Origin of the sequence: Dietzia sp. PP-33 (assembly GCF_033790845.1) — a bacterium.
In the GTDB taxonomy this organism is placed as follows: Bacteria; Actinomycetota; Actinomycetes; order Mycobacteriales; family Mycobacteriaceae; genus Dietzia.
Genome location: NZ_JAMYEI010000005.1, coordinates 227221 through 246374, shown reverse-complemented (window position 1 = coordinate 246374; position 19154 = coordinate 227221). Strand labels below are relative to the sequence as shown.

Below are 19154 nucleotides of genomic sequence, written 5' to 3'. Positions count from 1 at the left end.
CCGAACCGGGTGCTGGCAGACCCCTTCGCCGACCGGTGGTCGCGCAATCACCACCGCAGATGCTCGGTACAGTCGATTCCCGTAGGCGGCCCACCCCGGACGGGGGGCCGACGGGAGGAGACCGACGATGGCGATCCGCGACCTGTTCCGGCGTCGGCAGACGCGGATCCCGGCGGATCCCGCCGACCTCGACCACTTGCGGTCCTGGTGCCGGACCAGGGTGGGGATAGAGGCCTACCTGGAGCCCGAGACACTCGTGTCGGTGCCCGGCCTGCGCCTGGTCGCGTTCGACGGTGAGTGGACGCGTCGCGCGGTGGGGGATGTGGCCACCGCGCGCAGGCTCACGAACGAGCTCAAGATCCCCCTGTACGACGCGATGGAAACCGGGTATCCCGACCGGATGAGGCTCTACGAGGAGGTCCGGATCGCGCGCGAACGCAAGGAGAGGGCCCGCCGGCTCCGCGAGCAGATGCGCAGAGCCGACGAGGGGCGAGCCGACGAGGACTGACCCCGGGTCGGTCGGGTTCAGTCGGCCGAGGCGATGTCCTCGAGCACCGCGAGCATCGTCCGTACGGGCACGCCGGTCCCGCCCTTGGGCAGGTACCCCTCCGGCCCGCCGTCGTTGTAGGCCGGGCCGGCCACGTCGATGTGGGCCCACTCGACGCCCTCGGCCACGAACTCGGAGAGGAACAGACCGGCCGAGAGCATGCCACCCCAGCGGTGCGGGGTCACGTGGGTCAGGTCGGCCACCTCCGAGTCCAGTCCGTCGCGGAGCTCCTCGGGCAGCGGCATGGGCCACCCGCCCTCGCCGACCGCGCGACTGAGCTCGGCCACCCGGTCGCGGAAGTCCTCGGTCCCCATGACCCCCGGTGACTTCTTGCCCAGCGCGACCATCTGCGCGCCGGTGAGCGTGGCGGTGTCGATCAGGTGGGAGGGAGAGTCCTCGCAGGCCCGGACGATCGCGTCCGCCAGGATGAGCCGCCCCTCCGCGTCCGTGTTCTGCACCTCGACGGTGGTGCCGCCGTACATGGTGAGCACGTCACCGGGCCGGTAGGCGGTCGACGACGGCATGTTCTCCGCCATCGGCACGGTGGCCACCACAGTGAGGTCGAGGTCGAGCCGGGCGGCCAGGATGACGGTCGCGACGACCGCGGCCGCACCGCCCATGTCCATGGTCATCTGCTCCATACCGGCAGCCGGCTTGATCGAGATGCCGCCGGTGTCGAACGTGACGCCCTTGCCCACCAAGGCCACCCGGGGGCGCCCGTCGGCCCCGCGGTGGGTGAGGCGCACCAGGCGCGGTCCGCGGGACGAACCGCCGCCCACGGCCAGGATGCCGCCGTAGCCGCCGTCGGCCAGGGCGGACTCGTCCAGGACCTCGACCTCCAGCCCGGCCTCGCGGGCGAGCCCGGCGGCCCGGTCCGCGAAGGAGCCGGGGAAGAGCAGGTTGGGCGGGGTGTTGACGAGGTCGCGTGCCAGGCCGACACACTCCGCGATGGCGGTCGCGCGGGCGACGGCGTCCCCGGACCCCTCGGACACGAGGATGCGGAGGGAGTCCGCCGCCTCGTCGTCGTCCTTCCCCGTGACCTTGGCGGGGCGGAACGATCCGAGCCCGGCGCCGAGCGCGACGGCCCCGGGACGGTCACGGTCGAGCAGGACCAACGCCGAACCACGCCCGCGGCAGGATCGGGCGGCGGCGCCGGCGGCGCGGCGCAGCGACTCGTCGGAGAGGTCATCACCCGCGGTACCGAGACCCACCAGGACCACCGAGTCCCCGGGCACGCCCTCGGGAGCGGGGAGACGGGTGATCGAACCCACCGCGGTGGGGGCGCCGACCGCGCGGCCGGCCGCGGAGAGCGCGGCAACAGCCGTGTCGGACAGACCGGGGGCGACGACGACGGGGTCGGCATCCTTCCCGCCGTCGGCGTCCGCCGCGATCCCGATCACCACGACATCGGACTCGACAGGCGTCGTGACCGCCTCGAGCGGGGCTAGGTCCGGGGTGTGGGAGTGGATCGACTGCGCGGTCGGCATGGAGCGCTCCTGGGGTCGGCTGGCATTGACGGGGACGTGGTGAAATGCTCGGGCGCCGCAGCGGCACCGCCACGGCGAGGGCACCATAGTCTATCGACTACCGTAGGAGCACAGCCGTACGGGAGAGCGCGAGGAGTGGCCGAATGTCAGACACCGGGGACCTCATCGAGGGGCCACTGCACTCCCGTCACGTGGAGGCCGGAGCCACGTTCGCCCCCTTCGGTGGCTGGTCGATGCCGGTCCAGTACTCCGGAACCGTCGCCGAGCACAACGCCACCCGCGCAGGCGTCGGACTGTTCGACGTCAGCCACCTGGGCAAGGCCCTCGTCGCCGGCCCGGGGGCCGCCGGGTTCGTCAACTCGTGCCTGACCAACGACATCGACCGGATCTCCGCGGGCAGCGCGCAGTACACCCTGTGTTGTGACGAGTCGGGCGGGGTGGTCGACGACCTCATCACCTACCGGGTCTCCGACGAGGAGATCTTCCTGATCCCCAACGCCGCCAACACCGCCGAGGTGGTCCGCCGCCTGCAGGCGGCCGCGGCCGAGCGGGCGCCGGAGGTCACCGTCACCGACGAGCACCGCTCCCGCGCCGTGATCGCCGTGCAGGGCCCGCTCGCCGGGGATGTCCTCACCGAGCTGGGGTTGCCCACCGACCTGGACTACATGGCCTTCGCGGACGCGGAATGGGGTGGTGGCCCCGTCCGGGTCTGCCGTACCGGATACACCGGTGAGTACGGCTTCGAGGTCCTCCCCGGATGGGACCAGGCCGGCCCGGTCTGGGACGCGCTGGCCGAGCAGGTTCTCGCGCGGGAGGGTGCACTGTGTGGTCTGGGGGCCCGCGACTCCCTGCGGACCGAGGCCGGGTACCCGCTGCACGGCAACGAACTCTCGCTCGATCTGAGTCCGCTCGAGGCCCGGTGCTCCTGGGCCATCGGCTGGGACAAGCCGTCATTCTGGGGCCGCGAGGAACTCCTCCGTCAGAAAGAGGCCGGACCGGCCCGCCGCCTGTACGCGCTCGAGGTCACCGGCCGCGGCATCCCCCGCGCGGGACAGTCCGTCCGGGTCGGTGGTCGGGACGTGGGCGTGACCAGTTCGGGCACGTTCTCGCCCACGCTCAAGACGGGGATCGCCCTCGCGTTCATCGCGTTGGACGCGGGACTGAAAAAGGGCGACGAGGTCGTGGTCGACGTACGGGGGCGAGACGTCCCGTGCCGACTCGCGGTACCCCCGCTCGTGGAGATCCACACCCGCTAGCCCGCCCCTTCTCATCAAAGCGAGACGCCATGTCCCAGTTCGACATCCGCCCCTCGGCTTCGCCGAAGTCGGCCTCCGAGCGCGAGGCCGTCCTCGCCGCGCCCGGATTCGGCAAGCACTTCACCGACCACATGGTCACCCTGCCGTACTCCGATGGCGCCTGGGGTACCCCGACGGTCGAGGCCTACGCCCCGCTGTCGATCGATCCCTCCGCCGTGGTCCTGCACTACGCGCAGACGATCTTCGAGGGACTCAAGGCCTACCGTCAGGCCGACGACTCCATCGCGTCGTTCCGTCCGGAGCAGAACGCGGCGCGGTTCAACCGCTCCGCGGAGCGACTGGCCATGCCGCAGCTCCCGGAAGAGCTCTTCATGGAGTCACTCCGGCAGATCGTGGCGATCGACCGAGACTGGGTCCCCGCTGCCGGGGGTGAAGAAGCCCTCTACCTGCGGCCGTTCATGATCGCGACCGAAACCGGTCTGGGGGTGCGCCCGGCCGACGAGTACCTCTACTCGGTGATCGCCTCTCCCGCCGGCGCCTACTTCTCCCGCGGTGTGGCTCCGGTGAGCGTGTGGCTGAGCACCGAGTACGTGCGCGCCAGCCCGGGCGGGACCGGCGCGGCCAAGTTCGGCGGCAACTACGCGGCCTCGCTGCGCGCCCAGGAGCAGGCCGCCGAGAAGGGCTGCGACCAGGTGGTCTGGCTGGACGCCATCGAGCGCAGGTACGTCGAGGAGATGGGCGGGATGAACCTGTTCTTCATCTTCGGCTCAGGCGACTCCGCGGAGATCATCACCCCGGAGCTGTCCGGCTCACTCCTGCCCGGCGTGACGCGGGACAGCCTCCTCCAGCTGTCCCGCCACCTCGGGTACCCCGTGACGGAGCGGAAGGTCTCGGTGGAGGAGTGGGAGTCCGGAGTGGCCTCGGGCGAGATCACGGAGGTGTTCGCCTGTGGCACGGCCGCGGTGATCACCCCGGTCGGCTCGGTCCAGCACTCAGGCGGCGGGTACACGGTCGGCGACGGCGGACCCGGCGAGATCACCATGCGCCTGCGGGAGACGCTCACCGGGATCCAGCGCGGGTCCGTGGAGGACACGTTCGGCTGGATGACCACGCTGGGCTGACCGGGCGCCCTCCGGCGGCAGGTCAGAGCAGGAGGACTGCGGCGACCAGGGCGACGGCCGTGCCCACCTCGATTCCCGCCCCCAGGACGTCTCCGTTGATACCTCCCAGGCGGCGCACGGCGTGCCGTGCGAAGCCCGCGGCGGCCGCGTAGGAGGCGAGGCCGACGACCGCCCCGACCGCGGGCGGCCACCAGGGCTCCCATCCGAGCCCTGCCCATCCGAACCCTGCCAGGCCCGCGCCCGCCGCCGCGCAGACGAGACCCACGGCGGCGACGGCGAGGCGGGACTGCGATCCGGCGACCGATGCGCCGAAGCCCGTCGCGGACGCCGGAGGCAATCCCCGTCGCAACTGGACCACCGGTAGACAACGTGACAGGACGAAGGCGGCGACAGGGGCGAGCCACGCGCCTGAGGCGACCAGCGCGCCGAGCGCGGCGACCTCGGTGAGCAGCACGAGGACCAGGACCGCCGCGCCCATCGGGCCCACGGACCCGGAACGCATGATCTCCAGCGCACGATCGGGGCCGGCGTACGACCCCAGTCCGTCGGCCGTGTCGGCCAGTGCGTCCACGTGCATCGCGCGGGTCAGCGCCAGGACCGCCGCGATCCCCACGACACCGGAGATGACGGGCCCCGCCCCGAGTGCGTGCGCCCCGTGGGCGGTGGTGGTGGCGACGGCGCCACAGACCAACCCGACGACCGGCAACGCCGTCATCGCCCGGCCCGCCGTGGCCGCGTCGGGGATCCCGGGTCGGCCCACGGGCAGAACCGTCATCCAGGACAGGGACAGCCGGACCGCATCGAGCACCTGAGGTCAGTCCTTGCCGCTGACCCCGGCGTCGGCGAAGGTCGCCATCTCCGTGAGGATCGCGATGGCGGCGTGGACCGTCGGCAGCGCGGCCACCGCGCCGCTGCCCTCGCCCAGACGCATGGAGTGTTCGAGGATCGGCTCGAGCGAGAGATAGGTCAGTGCCGCGGAATGGGCGGGTTCGGCGCTGCGGTGACCGGCCACCCACCACTGGCGGGCCCCGGGTGCCAGGGACTCGGCCAGGAGCGCCGCGGCGGTGACCACCGCGCCGTCGAGGATGCAGGGGGTCCTGCGGACCGCCGCCTGTGCGAGGAAGCCGGCCATCGCCGCGAGATCGGCGCCCGCGACCCTGCGCAGCATCGCCACGGGGTCCCGTAGGTCGCCGGAGGCCCGGAACATGGCGTCCCGGATCGCGGCGGTCTTGCGCATCCATCCCTCGTCGTCGATCCCGGTTCCCCGTCCGACCAACTCGACCGGCTCCCGGCCGGTCACGAGGCAGGTGATCACGGTCGACGGGGTGGTGTTGCCGATGCCGAGGTCGCCCGCGATGAGCAGATCCGCGCCCGAGTCGACCTCGTCGTCGGCGATCCGCCTGCCGGCGGCGATCGCCGCCCGGACCTCGTCGGGGGTCAACGCGTCCTCGCGGTCGATCGACCCACTGGATCGACGGATCTTGTGGTCGTCCAGCCCGCCGGGTCGTTCCGCCGACATGGACATGTCCGCCACGCGGACCGTCGCCCGTGCGGCGCGGGCGAGCACGGACACGGCCGCACCGCCGCCCACGATGTTGTCCGCCATCTGCAGGGTGACCTCGCGCGGGTAGGCGGAGACCCCGTTCTCGGCGATGCCGTGGTCGCCCGCGAACACCACGACCCGGGCACGCTCGAGCGGACGCGGCGGGCACGCCCCCTGACACGACGAGATCCACACGCCGAGCTCCTCGAGACGCCCGAGCGACCCGGCCGGCTTGGTCAGGACGAGTTGGCGGGCGCGCGCCTCGTCCGCGACGGCGTGCGAGGGCGGGTGGACCGGGGGGAACACCACCGGGTCGTCGTAGTGGTCGACGTCGCCCAGACCGGGGAACTCGTGCGGGGGCGACGGTGTGGTTCCCGGAGTGGGCGCCTCCGAGCCCTCGGGCGTGGCGACGGGGGTGTCCCCCCCGGCGGGCGCGGACGTCGCGTCCTCGGGCCGGGCCGGCGAGGGCACGGCCGTTTCTCCGGGGAGCGGGACCGTCGCGGCGGAGTCGCCGGGGGAGGACAGGGGCAGCGCCCGGCCGGCGACGACGAGGACCGCCGAGTCACACACCTCGGCCACCCGCCGGTTCAGCGAGCCCATCAGATCCGAGAACAGCCGCCCCGACAGGGTGTCCGGCACGACCCCCAGACCGACCTCGGGGGAGACCAGGACGAGCGGACCGGGGTGGTCGGCGACCGCAGAGACCAGCTCGTCGACCTCCCCTGCCACGGTCGCGCCGCCGTCCGTCCACCCGAGGGTGGCGTCCATCCGACGGGTGAGCCATCCCCCGAGGTCGTCGACGAGCACGGTCGACCGCGGGTGCTCTCCCAGCACCCGCGCGATCTCGTCTGTCTCCTCCGTCGCCCACTCCTCGGGCCTGCGGTCCCGGTGCGCGGCGATCCGGACGGCCATCTCGTCGTCGTCGGGATCCCGCCTGGCGGTGGCCACGTACACCACGTCGACGCCGCTGGCCGCGGCCACCGACTCGGCGTGGGCGGATTTGCCCGAGCGGGTGCCGCCGAGGACGAGCAGGCGCATGGCGTTGAAGGCCTTCCGGGGATCGTCGATGAGGTCAGATGGCGTCGCCGGGGCGGACCCGGGGGCGCGGGGTGCGGAGCATCCGCGGCTGCGTGGCGCGCATCACCGCGTACCACCCCATACCGAAGCCGGTGTCCTCGGTGTCCGGGAAGCGCTCGCGGACGACACGGTTGACCGTGCGCCCGAGGAGGATGCCGTCGACCACCACCACGACGATCAGGATCAGGAACAGGTTCTGGCTGTAGAACATCAGTTCCGGGTTGGGGATCAGCTGGAAGATGATCACGAACAGCGCGAGCGGCATGAAGAAGTTGATCAGGCGCCGGTGGGTGTCGACCCAGTCGCGGGCGAAGCGACGGACCTCACCGCGGTCGCGGGAGAGCACGTAGCGGTCGTCTCCGTCCATCATGAGCTGACGGCGTTCCTCCCGGGCGGCACGCTGCTCCGCCCGGGCGGCCTTGCGCTCGCCCTTGCTCATGCTGGCCTCGGCGGCCTTCCGACGCTCCTTGGCCTCCTTGCGGGTGACCGGCGCGGTCACGGGGCCCGTCCGCATCCCCCTGGCACGCTCCTGGTCCCGCCGCCTGGGGGTGGGCTTGCCCTTGCCCGCGGGACGGCGGGCGTCGCCTGCCGTCCCCGGTCCGGTGCCCGGCACGGACTCCGACCCGGTGTCGGGACCTGCGGAACCGTTGTCGGGTTCACCTTTTCTGGAGCCGAATGCACGCAACTTCACACACACAGGCTAGGCGATCGATGCCCGCGGCGAACATTCACCCGTACGTCGATCCAGGCGTATCGTGTCAGGCGAAGGGGCGTCCGGGGAATAGAGAGCGCCCCGGTGGGCGTTGGACCCCTGTAGGACGCCAGCGAAGACCTCTCGGATCGCAAGGAGAACCGACATGACCACTGCGGAGAACACCGCCACGGAGAGCACCGCCACCGGCGTGCTCCTCACCGACACCGCCGCCGCGAAGGCCAAGGCCCTCCTCGACCAGGAGGGACGCGACGACCTCGCCCTCCGCATCGCCGTCCAGCCCGGTGGGTGCGCCGGACTGCGGTACCAGCTCTTCTTCGACGACCGCTCGCTCGACGGCGACGTCGTCGACGACTTCGGCGGCATCAAGCTCGCCGTCGATCGCATGAGCGTCCCGTACCTCACGGGCGCATCGATCGACTTCGTCGACACCATCGAGAAGCAGGGGTTCACCATCGACAACCCCCAGGCCACCGGCTCGTGCGCCTGTGGCGACTCGTTCAACTGAGCCACGCACACACTGACGACCCGGGCTGATCACTGATCAGTCCGGGTCGTCTACTGTCTGGAGCATGTCCGTAGTCATCACAGGTTCCATCGCCACCGACCACCTCATGACCTTCTCGGGTCGGTTCTCCGAGCAGCTCCTGCCGGACCAGCTCGCCCACGTGTCGTTGAGTTTCCTGGTGGACTCCCTCCAGATCCGGCGCGGCGGGGTCGGTGGGAACATCGCGTTCGCGCTGGGTGTGCTGGGCCGCCGGCCCCACCTGGTCGGCGCGGCCGGCGAGGACTTCGCCGAGTACCGCCGGTGGCTCGAGGAGCACGGCGTCGACTGCTCCGCCGTCCACATCAGCTCCGCCCTGCACACGGCGCGGTTCGTGTGCACCACCGACTCGGACATGGCCCAGCTCGCCTCCTTCTACCCGGGCGCGATGGGGGAGGCCTCGACCATCTCGCTGGCCCGCCTCACCGAGCGCATCGGCCGGCCCGAGATCGTCCTCATCGGCGCCAACGACCCCACCGCGATGAACTCCCACACCGCCGAGTGTCGAGAGCTCGGACTGGACTTCGCCGCAGACCCGTCCCAGCAGCTGGCGTTCCTCGACGGCGAGGCGGTCGCGGCGATCGTCGACGGTGCCCGATACCTGTTCACCAACGAGTACGAGTACGAGCTGCTGCTCAACAAGACCGGGTGGACGGCCGAGGAGCTGGACGCCAGGGTCGGCACCCGCGTCACCACCCGGGGCGGCAAGGGCGTCGTGATCGTGGAGAAGGGTGCCGAGCCCCTGGAGGTGGGCATCGTGCCGTCGGACAACCTGCTCGACCCCACGGGCGTCGGGGACGCGTTCCGCGCCGGCTTCCTCACCGGCGTCATCGACGGCCTCTCCCTGGAGCGATCCGCCCAGTTCGGCGCGCTCATCGCCACCCACGTGCTCGAGACCACCGGCACGCAGGAGTGGAGCATCGATCCCGGCGCGGCGCGTCGACGCCTGGCAGACGCCTACGGGGACGAGGTCGCCGAGGAACTCTCGGCGCTGCTGCCCGCCTGAGTCACACCCGGGGCTCTCACGGCCTGCTCAGAGGCGGACCGGGTAGTCCCGCTGCTCGATCTCGGGGGTGATGCGCCCCTCCACGAAGATGCCGTGCCAGATCATGAAGCACAGCATCGTCCAGATCCGGCGGCTGTGGTCGGACTCGCCCCGACGGTGCTCGTCGAGCATCCGGAGCACGGCGGCCTTGTCCACGAACTCGTCGGTACCCGAGGCCAGGACGTTCTCGCGCGCCCAGTCGTGCAGTTCCGGGCCCGCCAGCCAGTGACGGGTCGGGACGGGGAAGCCGAGCTTCTTCCGATGCAGGACATGTGCGGGGACGATCTGCTCCAGCGCCCTGCGCAGCGCGTACTTGGTGGTGCCGTGTGCGATCTTCTCCGTGTGGGGCAGGCGGGAGGCGACCTCGTAGACCTCGCGGTCGAGGAACGGGACGCGCAGTTCGAGCGAGTTGGCCATGGTGACCTTGTCCGCCTTGACCAGGATGTCCCCGCGCAACCAGGTGAACAGATCGAGATGCTGCATGCGGGCGACGGGATCCCATCCGCGCGAGCGCTCGTAGATCGGCGCGGTGACGTCCCGATGGCTCCACTCGGGGCGGTAGTCGCGCAGGACCGCACGAACCTGGTCCTCGGAGAACGAACGGGCGTTGCCGTAGTAGCGGTCCTCCAGGCTCATGGACCCGCGGTGCAGCAGACTCTTGCCGCGGGTGCCCTCGGGGATCCGGGTGCTGACCCGACCGAGTGCGCGTCGGATCCCCCCGGGGATCCTCTCGAAGGGCGCGAGCGACAGCGGCTCCTTGTAGATGGTGTATCCGCCGAACAGTTCGTCCGCGCCCTCGCCGGAGAGCACCACCTTCACGTGCTTGCGGGCCTCCCGGGCCACGAAGTACAGCGGGACCAGCGCCGGGTCCGCGACGGGCTCGTCGAGGTGCCAGATGATCTCCGGGATGGCGGCGGCGAACTCCTCCGGGGAGACCACCTTGACGATGTGCTCCACACCGATCGCGGCGGCCGACTCGGCGGCCACGTCGACCTCCGAGTAACCCTCCCGCTCGAACCCGGTGGTGAAGGTGAGCAGGTTCTCGTTGTGCCGCCGGGCCAACGCGGCGATCGCCGTGGAGTCGATCCCGCCGGACAGGAAGGAACCCACGGTCACGTCGGCGCGCATGTGCTTGGCGACGGAGTCCTCGAGAGCGGCGGCGATCTCGTCGTAGCGGCGCTGGGACTCGCCGTCGGCCACCGGGACCACCGGGAAGGTCGGTTCGAAGTAGCGCTCGATCACCGGGGGAGTACCGGGGGAGAGGGTCGCGTGGCAGCCGGACTCGAGGCGGCGGACACCGCGGGTCAGCGTCTCGTCCTCCGGGACGTACTGGAGGGTGACGTAGTGCTGCAGTGCACGGGTGTCCAGAGAGGTGTCGACGACGAGGAGATCCAGTAGTTCCGTGATCGACTTCTTCTCGCTCGCGAACGCGGTGCCCCCGGGACCGGTGGCCATGTAGAGCGGCTTGATGCCGAACGGGTCACGGGCCACGAACAGGGTCCGCTCGACGGTGTCCCAGATCGCGAAGGCGAACATGCCGCGGAGCCGGCGGACCGCGGTCGGGCCCCAGTGGTGAAAGGCGACGAGGATCGGCTCGCCGTCGCCCTCGGTGGCGAACCGCGCCCCGAACTCCTCGGTGAGCTCAGCACGGAGCTCCAGGTAGTTGTAGATCTCCCCGTTGAACACCAACGCGTAGCGGTCGGGCTGCTCGGGAGGGCCCCAGCGCAGCGGCTGATGGGAATGGGCGATGTCGATGATCGACAGGCGGTTGAAGCCGAACGCCAGGTCGCCGTCGACCCAGGTCCCCACCTCGTCCGGACCGCGGTGACGCTGGCACCCCATCGCGCCCAGGACCCTCGACTCGTGGGAACGGGCGGAGCCGTCGGTGGTGAGCAGACCAAGCAGGCCACACATGCGTCGGGTACCTCGTCGATCGTCGTCGGGGGTGGGGGAACCCGCGTGCGCGGGTCGCGATGGGACCGAATACTACTGGTCCCGGGTGTCGCGCCCGCCGTAGCAGACGGCGAAGGGGTGAGATCGGCGAAATGGCGGGACCCGCGACGTCCAAACTGAGAGGCGTGGTCTACTCTTCTTAAGTGTCCCGGCCACGTGGCCGGAGCCGCTGATCAGGAAGGCGTGATGGTGGAACAGCGTGACGGGCGTCGTCGGACGCGCAGGGCTGCACTCGCGGTGTCGCTCGGCACATTGGGCTTGCTTTTGTCGGGTTGTAGCCTCCACACCGACAACAAATGGTGGAACCAGACCATGAACTTCGGGTTCCCCAACGGGATCACCCCCGAGGGCATCGCCATCCGCGAGTTCTGGACGCTCACCGTGGTCACCTCGCTCATCGTCGGCTTCTTCGTGTGGGGCCTGATCTTCTGGACGATGGCCTTCCACCGCAAGCGGAAGAACGACGACGGGGAATTCCCGCGTCAGACGGCGTACAACGTGCCGCTGGAACTGGTCTACACGGCCGTTCCCTTCGTGATCATCTCGGTGCTCTTCTACTTCACCGTCATCACCCAGAACAAGGTCCTCGATCTCCGTCCGGAGGAGGAGGTCGGCGTCAAGGTCGACGTCACCGCCTTCCAGTGGAACTGGAAGTTCGGCTACAACAAGGTCGACGTGGCCGGCGTCTCCATCGAGGACGGCACCAACGAGGAGGCCACGCGTGCGGCCGAGGAGGCCGGCGTGCTCTCGGACGAGCAGCGGGAGGCGCTCGGACATCACGGTGAGCCGGCCGCCGGCGGTCCGATCCATGGCCGTCTCGCCGAGGACAAGTCGTACCTCTACTACAACGACATCGAGACGGTGGGCACCTCCGAGGAGGTCCCGGTACTGGTGCTGCCCACCAACACCCGCATCGAGTTCCGGCTCGCGGCGGCCGACGTGGTCCACTCCTTCTGGATCCCCGAGTTCATCTACAAGCTGGACGTCATGCCGCACCCCGGCCAGAACCAGCAGCTGAGCATGTTCCAGATCGCGGAGATCGAGCGCGAGGGTGCGTTCGTCGGGCGGTGTGCCGAGATGTGCGGTGCCTACCACGCGATGATGAACTTCGAGCTCCGCGCGGTCTCGCCCGAGGCCTTCGCGCAGTACATCCAGTTCCGGGAGGACAACCCGACCGCGTCCAACGCGGAGGCGCTGGAGTCGATCGGCGAGGAGCCCTACTCCACGTCCACGGCACCGTTCAAGACGGGTCGCAGCGATACCCGCGACCAGAACAACATCATCGAGAACGCATCCGCTAACTGACGTCTCCCGGTATCACGCGAAGGGCTCCTGCACGATGAACGCAACAGTAAGAATCTTCGACGGACTGGTGATCTTCCTCGCGGTCCTGGCTATCGCGTACTCCTACCTCACAGGCACGTCGCGTACCGGCGTCGAGTGGGTCGGTGCCACCTCCCTGGTCCTCTCCGCCGGCCTCTGTCTGCTGATCGGTGGCTACCTCCGGTTCGTGGCGCGACGGATCCACACGCTTCCGGAGGACTACGAAGAGGCGGAGATCTCCGACGGCGCCGGCGAGCTCGGCTTCTTCAGCCCGCACAGCTACTGGCCGTTCTTCATGGCCTTCTCGATCTTCGTCATCGCCTACGGTGCCGCGTTCTGGAACTGGTGGGTGCTGCTCGGTGGCGCGGTCGCTCTGGTGATCACCTCCTGCGCGCTGGTGTTCGAGTACCACTGGGGCCGGGAGAAGCACTGACACCCGGCAACCCCCTCGACGACGAGGCCCCCACCGCGATCGGCGGTGGGGGCCTCGTCTCGTTCGCGGGGTGAGTGGTCTACAGCCCCATGTTCTTGGCGATGATCGTCTTCATGACCTCGTTGGTGCCGCCGTAGATGCGGTTCACCCGGTTGTCCGAGTACAGACGTGCGATCGGGTACTCGTTCATGAAACCGTAGCCGCCGTGTAGCTGCAGGCAGCGATCGATGACCTCGGCGGCGACCTCTGTGCAGAAGAGCTTGGCGGAGGCCGCCTCGGCCGCGGTCAGCTCGCCTGCGTCCAACGCCTCGAGGGCGCGATCGGCGACGGCCTGGGCGGCGTCGACCTTGGCCTGGCATGCGGCGAGTTCGAACTTGGTGTTCTGGAAGGAGGCGACCTCCTTGCCGAACACGGTGCGCTGCTGGGTGTACTCCTTGGCGAAGCGCACCGCGGCCGCGGCCTGTGCGTAGGCGCCGTAGGCGATTCCCCAGCGCTCGGACGGCAGGTTCTGACCGAGGTAGTAGAAGCCGCGGTTCTCCTCGCCCAGCAGATCCTCGACCGGAACCTTGACGTCGGTGAAGGACAACTCGGCGGTGTCGGAGGTCTTGAGTCCGACCTTGTCGAGCTTACGGCCCACCGCGTAGCCCTCGAGCTTGGTGTCGACCGCGAGCAACGAGATCCCGAAGCGGCGGTCGTCTTCACGCGGGGCAGCGGTTCGGGCGCACACGATCACCCGGTCGGCGTGGACGCCGCCGGTGATGAAGGTCTTGGCTCCGTTGAGGATGTAGTGGGTGCCGTCCTCGGACAGCTTGGCCGTGCTCTTCATTCCGGCCAGGTCGGACCCGGTGCCGGGCTCTGTCATGGCCAGCGCCCACATCTCCTCACCCGCGACGAACTTGGGTAGGTAGCGCTGCTTCTGCTCCTCGGTGGCGAGTGCCTTGATGTAAGGCAGGCCGAGCAGTACGTGGACACCGGAGCCACCGAAGTTCACGCCGGCGCGTGCGGTCTCCTCGGACTGGATGGCCTCGAACTTGTGCGAGTCGATCCCCGCGCCGCCGTACTCCTCGTCGACGTTGATGCCGAACACGCCGAGTTCGGCGAGCTTGTAGTAGAACTCGCGGGGCACGATGCCGGCATCGAACCAGTCCTGGAAGTGTGGGGTCACCTCGGACTCGATGAAGTCGCGGAGGGTCTGACGGAAGGCCTCATGGTCTTCGTTGAAAACAGTGCGGCGCAAGTGCGTGCCTTTCCATTGGTCGACCCGCTCCGGTGGTGGGCACACCGTGCCTGAGGGGGAGCGGGACGTCAGGTGGGTGTACTCCTACTGGTGAGTAGCGTACAAGAATGCGTTTCCTCTCATCCGCTCACCATCTCCTCCGAGGGTGTGGGGTCACCCCTCCGTTGGAGTGAACTCCAGACCGTCGTCCGCGATCAGCCTGATCGGTCCGGCGACCTCGCGACCCGTGACCCGCTCACCGCGCTGCGTCACCGACACCACGCCGTCGTCGCGGAGATCGAAGGCGACCGACCGTGCGGTGACCATGAGGTCGCGCCACCGCTCCCCGCCTGCGACCCGTGCCGCATCCGAGGGGCAGATGGAACCCCGGCCGCGGGACCGTAGGAGCGTCCGGATCGTCGCGGCCAGGCGCGCCCGGATGCCCTCCTCGGTGGGCTGCCACCACGGGTCGCCGCGCTCGCCCAGTGCGACCTTGGCGTCGTGCACCATCACGCGTGCGGGGTCGCCCTCCGTCTTGACCAGTCGTCGGCCTGTCATGAGCGCGGAGACGAGCTCGGAGCGGAGTTTCTCGGGTATCGACGGATCGCTCGCCCGCCAACGCCTTCCTCTGACCACGATGTAGCGGCCGTCCTCGGTGCGTTCGACATCGTTGCCCGTCACACCGTGATCATGCCCGCGTCGGCGCTCGGGTGTGGGTGATCCTGACGTCCCGGGCGGAGAGTGCCCCGGCAGCAGCTATCGTAGAACGTGTTCTAGTGCGCGCCGGCCGGCAGCCGGTATCACCTGCCGGATCCACCGGTGAAGATGAGACGAGGAGAGTGCCCGTGACTGAGGCGAGCAGCACGTTCGACGCCGAGTTCGATGTGGTCGTCGTGGGATCGGGCGTCGCGGCGCTCTTCGGCGCGGCCGTGGCGGCATCGCGGGGCCTCACCACGTGTCTCATCGAGAAGACGGAGCGTTTCGGTGGCACCTCCGCGTATTCGGGCGGCGCGGTGTGGCTGCCGGGGAACGCGGTCCTCGCCCGCGACGGGCTGGAGGACTCCGTGGAAAAGGGTCGCACCTACTTCCGTGCCGTGGTGGGCGACCGGACCGACCACGATCTGCAGGACGCCTACCTGAACACCGGGCCGGGTGTCGTCGACTTCCTCCAGGACGAGTTGGGCATCCCCACCCGGTTCCAGGCGTTCCCCGACTACTTCGACGCACCGGGTCGCCAGGAGGCGGGTCGCAGCATCTACCCGAAGCCGATCAGGGGAGAAGAGGTCGGCGAGCGGACCGGCGACATCCGCTCGTCCGTGCCGGTCGACCAGTTCGGGGCGCCCGAGGATACGACGAAGCTGGAGGGTGGCCGTGCCTGGGTGGCCCGGCTCGTCCTCGCGTTGGACGGGATGGAAACCGCCGAGCTCCGGCTCTCGACGGCGGCGGAGGAACTCGTGCGCGACGACGACGGACGTGTCGTGGGGGTACGGGTACGAGACGATGCGGGCTCGCGACTCCTCGGCGCCCGGCGTGGGGTTCTCGTCGCCGCCGGTGGCTTCGAGCGCTCGACCGAGTTGCGCGGGCTCTGGCAGGGGATGCCGACCGCCGACTGGTCGGCGTCCCACCCGGATACCGGTTCCGGCGATGCCGTCCGCATGTTCGAGCGGGTCGGAGCACGACTCGACCTGCTGGACCAGTCGTGGTGGTGCCCCGCGACCCTCTTCCCGAACGGACACGCGGCGTTCACCCTCGGCTTCCGTTCGGGAATCATCGTCGACGGCACCGGCCGGCGATTCGCCAACGAGCTCCTGCCGTACGACCAGATGGGTAGGAAGATGCACGCGCGGATGGACGCCGGGGTCGGCGAGGAGTTCTGGTTCGTCTTCGACGACGCCGAGGCGGGCGGGTACCCGGCCATCTGCGTCCCCGCCCCGGATGCCGGAGAACTGCGCGAGGCCGGTCTGTGGCACACCGCTGGATCGATCGCGGATCTCGCGGAGGCTATCGGGCTTGATCCGCAGACCCTCGGAGAGAGCGTCGCACGCTTCAACACCCTCGCCGGGCAGGGCAGGGACAGCGATTTCGGCAGAGGAGTGGATCCGTACGGGCGGTTCTTCCTCGGCGCCTCCACACCGGAGGAGTGCCTGCGCCCGCTGGCCGGCGAGCGGCTGCACGCCGTCCGTGTGGTCCTGGGGGACCTGGGCACCAAGGGCGGAGCCGTGATCGATCCGAACGGTTCCGTGCTCGACACCGACGGCGCGCCGATCCCGGGCCTCTACGCGGCCGGCAACTCGTCGGCTTCGGTGTCCGGAGAGGCGTATCCGGGTCCCGGTGTTCCGCTGGGGTCCGGGATGACGATGGCGTTCCGTGCGGTCGCCGACATGACCGGTCAACCGCTCCCGATCACCCCGTGACCGCCGGGGTCGCCGACCCATTCGAGGAAGTCGGCGACCGAGATGAGCGGTGTGCCCCATTTGCGGGCACTCCGGGCCTTCGCCGACTGACTGCCGATCTCGGCCACGACCACCGCGTCGCAGCGGGTCTTGGTCACGTTCCCGACGGGGACGAGACCACGTCTGGTGGCCATCGCCTCCATCTCGTCGCGGGAGAGCAGGTTCCCGCACCCGTCGAGCGCGCTACCGGTGAAGCACACCCGGGTCCCCGGGACCAGCACGTCGTGGGTGAGCGCCGGGTCGGTGGCCTCCAGTCCGTCTGTGAGGTCGACGCCCAGGAGATCCCCGACTCTCCGGAGCCGCGCCATCGTCCCGGAGTCGAGGCTGACCCGCTCCGCCGCACCCCTGATCTGCTCGGCGACCAGCGCCCGTGCTCCGAGTCGCAGATCGCGGTCGCCGGGGAAGAGGATCCCTCGGCTGCCCCCAGCAGTTCGCGGGGGGTCGACCGGCAGGTCCAGTAGCGCCGCGCCCACCTCGCGACTGACCTCCAGCATCACGGAGAGCTGGGGGAGGACCTCGGAGGTCGGTGGGTGGAGATCGGTGTCCCGGCCGAGGAGGTAGCAGATCCCGGCGTCCTCGCCCGGCACCGCGTCGAACACGCCGGCCGCGGGATCGTCTGTCCCCAGGTGATCGCGCGCCTCGAGGGCTACACGTGCACGCTCGATCGCAGAACCGGATCTGGTCCGCGCCCTCTCCTTCGGTGTGAGGTGCAGCGAGGGGACGTCGACGCCCGGTGGCAACGGCATCGCACTATCGAGCCGCCTGAGCTCGGAGTCGATGAGACCGAGGGTCCGGTCCACGTCCACACCGACAGGGGTGTGACCGTCCAGCAGCGGGGCGATCATCGTCCAGGCCTCGAGCAGCGTCGGGGCCAACAGGACGTCCGCGACCGCGATCCGATAATCCGTCCTCGCCTGTGCGAGGTCACGCTGCGGATTGACGAGGGTGGATACGGCGGTGCCGTCGGGGAAGGCGACCGCGAGTTCCACCGGCCGGGGCCGGGAACGCGAGCTGTCGTCGCCCACCGTGAGCGCGGCGATCGAACAGAAGCGACGCTCCGGACCGTCCGGCCCGGGCGCGCGGAGGAACCGCATGATCCGTCGGTCGGTCTTGAGATCCTCGGCGAGGACCGGGCGGGTGAGCACCAGCCCGGCCAGCGACCGGCACCGACTGAGCGCGACGTAGAGTTGCCCCGGCGCGAAGGTGCCCCCGGTGAGGTCCACGACCACCCGGTCGAGAGTCTGCCCCTGGCTCTTGTGGATGGTGATCGCCCACGCCAGCCTGAGCGGGAACTGGGTGAACGTGCCGACGATCTCGTGACGCATGCCGCCACGGTCCGCCACCGGACGGGTCAGGTCCCAGGTGAACACGGGGACCTCGGCGACGTCACCCCCGGTGAACTCGACTATGACGACCGGCCCTCGCTCGCCGCGATCACCGCGTCCACCGAAGGTGACATCGAGGACGCGACCGATCGATCCGTTGACCCACCGATCCGCCGCGTCGTTGGTGAGCATCATGACCTGCGCTCCCACCTTGAACCGCAGGACCTCGTCGGTGGGCAGCTCGAAGCCGGTGAGGTCGCCGGTGGTGGTGGCGGTCATGGCGAGCTCGGATCCCGGCAGGCGTTCGAGACGTCGCCGGTTGCGGGTCGTCGCTATCCGGTTGGTCGTGGTCAGGGTCAGCCAGAACTGGTCGTCAGGTGGTTCGAACCCCGGGTGTGTCCGGGCATTGAGTTCGTCTCGCGCCCGACCGATGAGTGTTCCCTCGCGTATCGAGTTGAGTGTCGCGGTGAGTGCGGGATCTCCCGACTGTCTGAACACGTGGGTGAGGTCCACGGTCTTGAAGTCCTCGCGGCTGTAGCACTGCGCCGAGAAGAAGTATGGGGTGGCGTAGACGCTCTCGAAGGAGGGGACCTCGGAGGCTGTGACGACCGGGGGGAGCTGGAAGAGGTCGCCCACCAGGACGACCTGCACCCCGCCGAACGGCATCGACGGATCGGGGCCGAACCGTTGGAGCGCGATTGCGATCATGTCGAAGACGTCGGCCCGGATCATCGACGCCTCGTCGAGGACGAGTGTGGCGACCCCGGCGAGTGCTCTACCGAATCGTCCGGGACGGTACTCGCTACTGCGGATGTCCTCGAGCGTGTGGCCGGGACGGAAGCCGAACAGACGGTGGATCGTGTAGCCACCGATCTCGAGCGCGGCGATCCCGGTGGGCGCTGCCACCAGGGTGGGGCGCCCGGTCTCGGCGAGGAAGCGCCGGATGAGTGTCGTCTTTCCGGTGCCCGCCCTACCGGTGAGGAAGAGGTCGTCCCCGTTGTGGAGGTGGCTCAGCGCGAGTTCGAACTCCTCGGTGATGACGATGCCGCGGCCCGGATCGGGTCCCCGCACTGAATCGGTCATACCGGCCTCCACATGTCGGTCCATCCCGGCTGCGCC

16 protein-coding genes are annotated in these 19154 nt (G+C 69.8%); 8 read left to right on the top strand and 8 right to left on the bottom strand.

Annotated elements, in window-relative coordinates; translation table 11 throughout:
- Window positions 1-127 precede the first annotated feature (127 nt).
- Window positions 128-508 (top strand): oxidoreductase, encoded by a 381-nt coding sequence (locus NJE57_RS11070; protein ID WP_319028466.1) that lies wholly within the window; start codon window positions 128-130, stop codon window positions 506-508.
- Window positions 509-525: 17 nt separating this feature from the next.
- Here the strand turns inward: NJE57_RS11070 and NJE57_RS11065 are convergent, their stop codons facing one another.
- On the bottom strand, window positions 526-2034 hold the full coding sequence (locus NJE57_RS11065; RefSeq protein WP_319028465.1) for a leucyl aminopeptidase: 1509 nt from the start codon (window positions 2032-2034) through the stop codon (window positions 526-528).
- Window positions 2035-2177: 143 nt separating this feature from the next.
- Here NJE57_RS11065 and gcvT point away from each other — a divergent pair, with 143 nt between their 5' ends.
- Both gcvT and NJE57_RS11055 read left to right on the top strand, forming a co-directional pair.
- Window positions 2178-3290, top strand: a complete 1113-nt coding sequence (gene gcvT, locus NJE57_RS11060; protein ID WP_319028464.1) for a glycine cleavage system aminomethyltransferase GcvT — start codon at window positions 2178-2180, stop codon at window positions 3288-3290.
- A 29-nt stretch (window positions 3291-3319) separates the two neighbouring features.
- Window positions 3320-4411 carry a branched-chain amino acid aminotransferase gene (locus NJE57_RS11055; RefSeq protein WP_319028463.1) on the top strand — a complete coding sequence of 364 codons (1092 nt, stop codon included), beginning with the start codon at window positions 3320-3322 and terminating at the stop codon, window positions 4409-4411.
- A gap of 22 nt (window positions 4412-4433) precedes the next feature.
- Here the strand turns inward: NJE57_RS11055 and NJE57_RS11050 are convergent, their stop codons facing one another.
- From NJE57_RS11050 to NJE57_RS11040, 3 genes are read right to left on the bottom strand one after another with little or no spacing between them, the layout of a single operon-like run.
- The gene (locus tag NJE57_RS11050) at window positions 4434-5219 is read right to left on the bottom strand and encodes an adenosylcobinamide-GDP ribazoletransferase (protein WP_319028462.1); all 786 of its coding nucleotides are present in this window, start codon (window positions 5217-5219) and stop codon (window positions 4434-4436) included.
- A gap of 6 nt (window positions 5220-5225) precedes the next feature.
- The gene (gene cobT, locus NJE57_RS11045) at window positions 5226-6992 is read right to left on the bottom strand and encodes a nicotinate-nucleotide--dimethylbenzimidazole phosphoribosyltransferase (protein WP_319028461.1); all 1767 of its coding nucleotides are present in this window, start codon (window positions 6990-6992) and stop codon (window positions 5226-5228) included.
- Window positions 6993-7026: 34 nt separating this feature from the next.
- A complete protein-coding gene (locus NJE57_RS11040) occupies window positions 7027-7722 on the bottom strand; it encodes a DUF3043 domain-containing protein (protein WP_319028460.1) in 696 nt (231 codons plus the stop codon).
- Between the two features lie 166 nt (window positions 7723-7888).
- Here NJE57_RS11040 and NJE57_RS11035 point away from each other — a divergent pair, with 166 nt between their 5' ends.
- A complete protein-coding gene (locus tag NJE57_RS11035) occupies window positions 7889-8251 on the top strand; it encodes an iron-sulfur cluster assembly accessory protein (protein ID WP_319028459.1) in 363 nt (120 codons plus the stop codon).
- Window positions 8252-8315: 64 nt separating this feature from the next.
- The gene (locus tag NJE57_RS11030) at window positions 8316-9293 is read left to right on the top strand and encodes a carbohydrate kinase family protein (RefSeq protein ID WP_319028458.1); all 978 of its coding nucleotides are present in this window, start codon (window positions 8316-8318) and stop codon (window positions 9291-9293) included.
- 27 nt (window positions 9294-9320) lie between these two features.
- On the opposite strand, the gene asnB is transcribed toward NJE57_RS11030, so the two are convergent.
- Complete coding sequence (gene asnB, locus NJE57_RS11025) at window positions 9321-11246, bottom strand: asparagine synthase (glutamine-hydrolyzing) (RefSeq protein WP_319028457.1); 1926 nt, start codon at window positions 11244-11246, stop codon at window positions 9321-9323.
- Between the two features lie 225 nt (window positions 11247-11471).
- Here asnB and NJE57_RS11020 point away from each other — a divergent pair, with 225 nt between their 5' ends.
- Complete coding sequence (locus NJE57_RS11020; protein WP_319028456.1) at window positions 11472-12590, top strand: cytochrome c oxidase subunit II; 1119 nt, start codon at window positions 11472-11474, stop codon at window positions 12588-12590.
- Between the two features lie 34 nt (window positions 12591-12624).
- The gene (locus NJE57_RS11015) at window positions 12625-13041 is read left to right on the top strand and encodes a cytochrome c oxidase subunit 4 (RefSeq protein ID WP_319028455.1); all 417 of its coding nucleotides are present in this window, start codon (window positions 12625-12627) and stop codon (window positions 13039-13041) included.
- A 79-nt stretch (window positions 13042-13120) separates the two neighbouring features.
- Here NJE57_RS11015 and NJE57_RS11010 read toward each other — a convergent pair whose 3' ends face one another.
- Window positions 13121-14278, bottom strand: coding sequence for an acyl-CoA dehydrogenase family protein (locus NJE57_RS11010; protein ID WP_319028454.1), 1158 nt, complete (start codon window positions 14276-14278; stop codon window positions 13121-13123).
- 153 nt (window positions 14279-14431) lie between these two features.
- Window positions 14432-14938 carry a DUF3253 domain-containing protein gene (locus NJE57_RS11005; RefSeq protein WP_319028453.1) on the bottom strand — a complete coding sequence of 169 codons (507 nt, stop codon included), beginning with the start codon at window positions 14936-14938 and terminating at the stop codon, window positions 14432-14434.
- Window positions 14939-15102: 164 nt separating this feature from the next.
- On the opposite strand from NJE57_RS11005, the gene NJE57_RS11000 reads away from it, so the two are divergent.
- Entirely contained in the window at window positions 15103-16671 is a 1569-nt protein-coding gene (locus tag NJE57_RS11000; RefSeq protein ID WP_319028452.1) for an FAD-binding protein, read from the top strand.
- Here the strand turns inward: NJE57_RS11000 and NJE57_RS10995 are convergent.
- Entirely contained in the window at window positions 16647-19118 is a 2472-nt protein-coding gene (locus NJE57_RS10995; RefSeq protein ID WP_319028451.1) for an AAA family ATPase, read from the bottom strand. The genes NJE57_RS11000 and NJE57_RS10995 overlap by 25 nt on opposite strands.
- Window positions 19119-19154: the final 36 nt, after the last annotated feature.

Excerpts from the sequence above, each read along its gene's own strand:
- NJE57_RS11070 (WP_319028466.1), top strand. The coding sequence starts at position 128 with ATGGCGATCCGCGACCTGTTCCGGCGTCGGCAGACGCGGATCCCGGCG.
- NJE57_RS11065 (WP_319028465.1), bottom strand. The coding sequence starts at position 2,034 with ATGCCGACCGCGCAGTCGATCCACTCCCACACCCCGGACCTAGCCCCG.
- gcvT (WP_319028464.1), top strand. The coding sequence starts at position 2,178 with ATGTCAGACACCGGGGACCTCATCGAGGGGCCACTGCACTCCCGTCAC.
- NJE57_RS11055 (WP_319028463.1), top strand. The coding sequence starts at position 3,320 with ATGTCCCAGTTCGACATCCGCCCCTCGGCTTCGCCGAAGTCGGCCTCC.
- cobT (WP_319028461.1), bottom strand. The coding sequence starts at position 6,992 with ATGCGCCTGCTCGTCCTCGGCGGCACCCGCTCGGGCAAATCCGCCCAC.
- NJE57_RS11035 (WP_319028459.1), top strand. The coding sequence starts at position 7,889 with ATGACCACTGCGGAGAACACCGCCACGGAGAGCACCGCCACCGGCGTG.
- NJE57_RS11030 (WP_319028458.1), top strand. The coding sequence starts at position 8,316 with ATGTCCGTAGTCATCACAGGTTCCATCGCCACCGACCACCTCATGACC.
- asnB (WP_319028457.1), bottom strand. The coding sequence starts at position 11,246 with ATGTGTGGCCTGCTTGGTCTGCTCACCACCGACGGCTCCGCCCGTTCC.
- NJE57_RS11020 (WP_319028456.1), top strand. The coding sequence starts at position 11,472 with ATGGTGGAACAGCGTGACGGGCGTCGTCGGACGCGCAGGGCTGCACTC.
- NJE57_RS11015 (WP_319028455.1), top strand. The coding sequence starts at position 12,625 with ATGAACGCAACAGTAAGAATCTTCGACGGACTGGTGATCTTCCTCGCG.
- NJE57_RS10995 (WP_319028451.1), bottom strand. The coding sequence starts at position 19,118 with ATGACCGATTCAGTGCGGGGACCCGATCCGGGCCGCGGCATCGTCATC.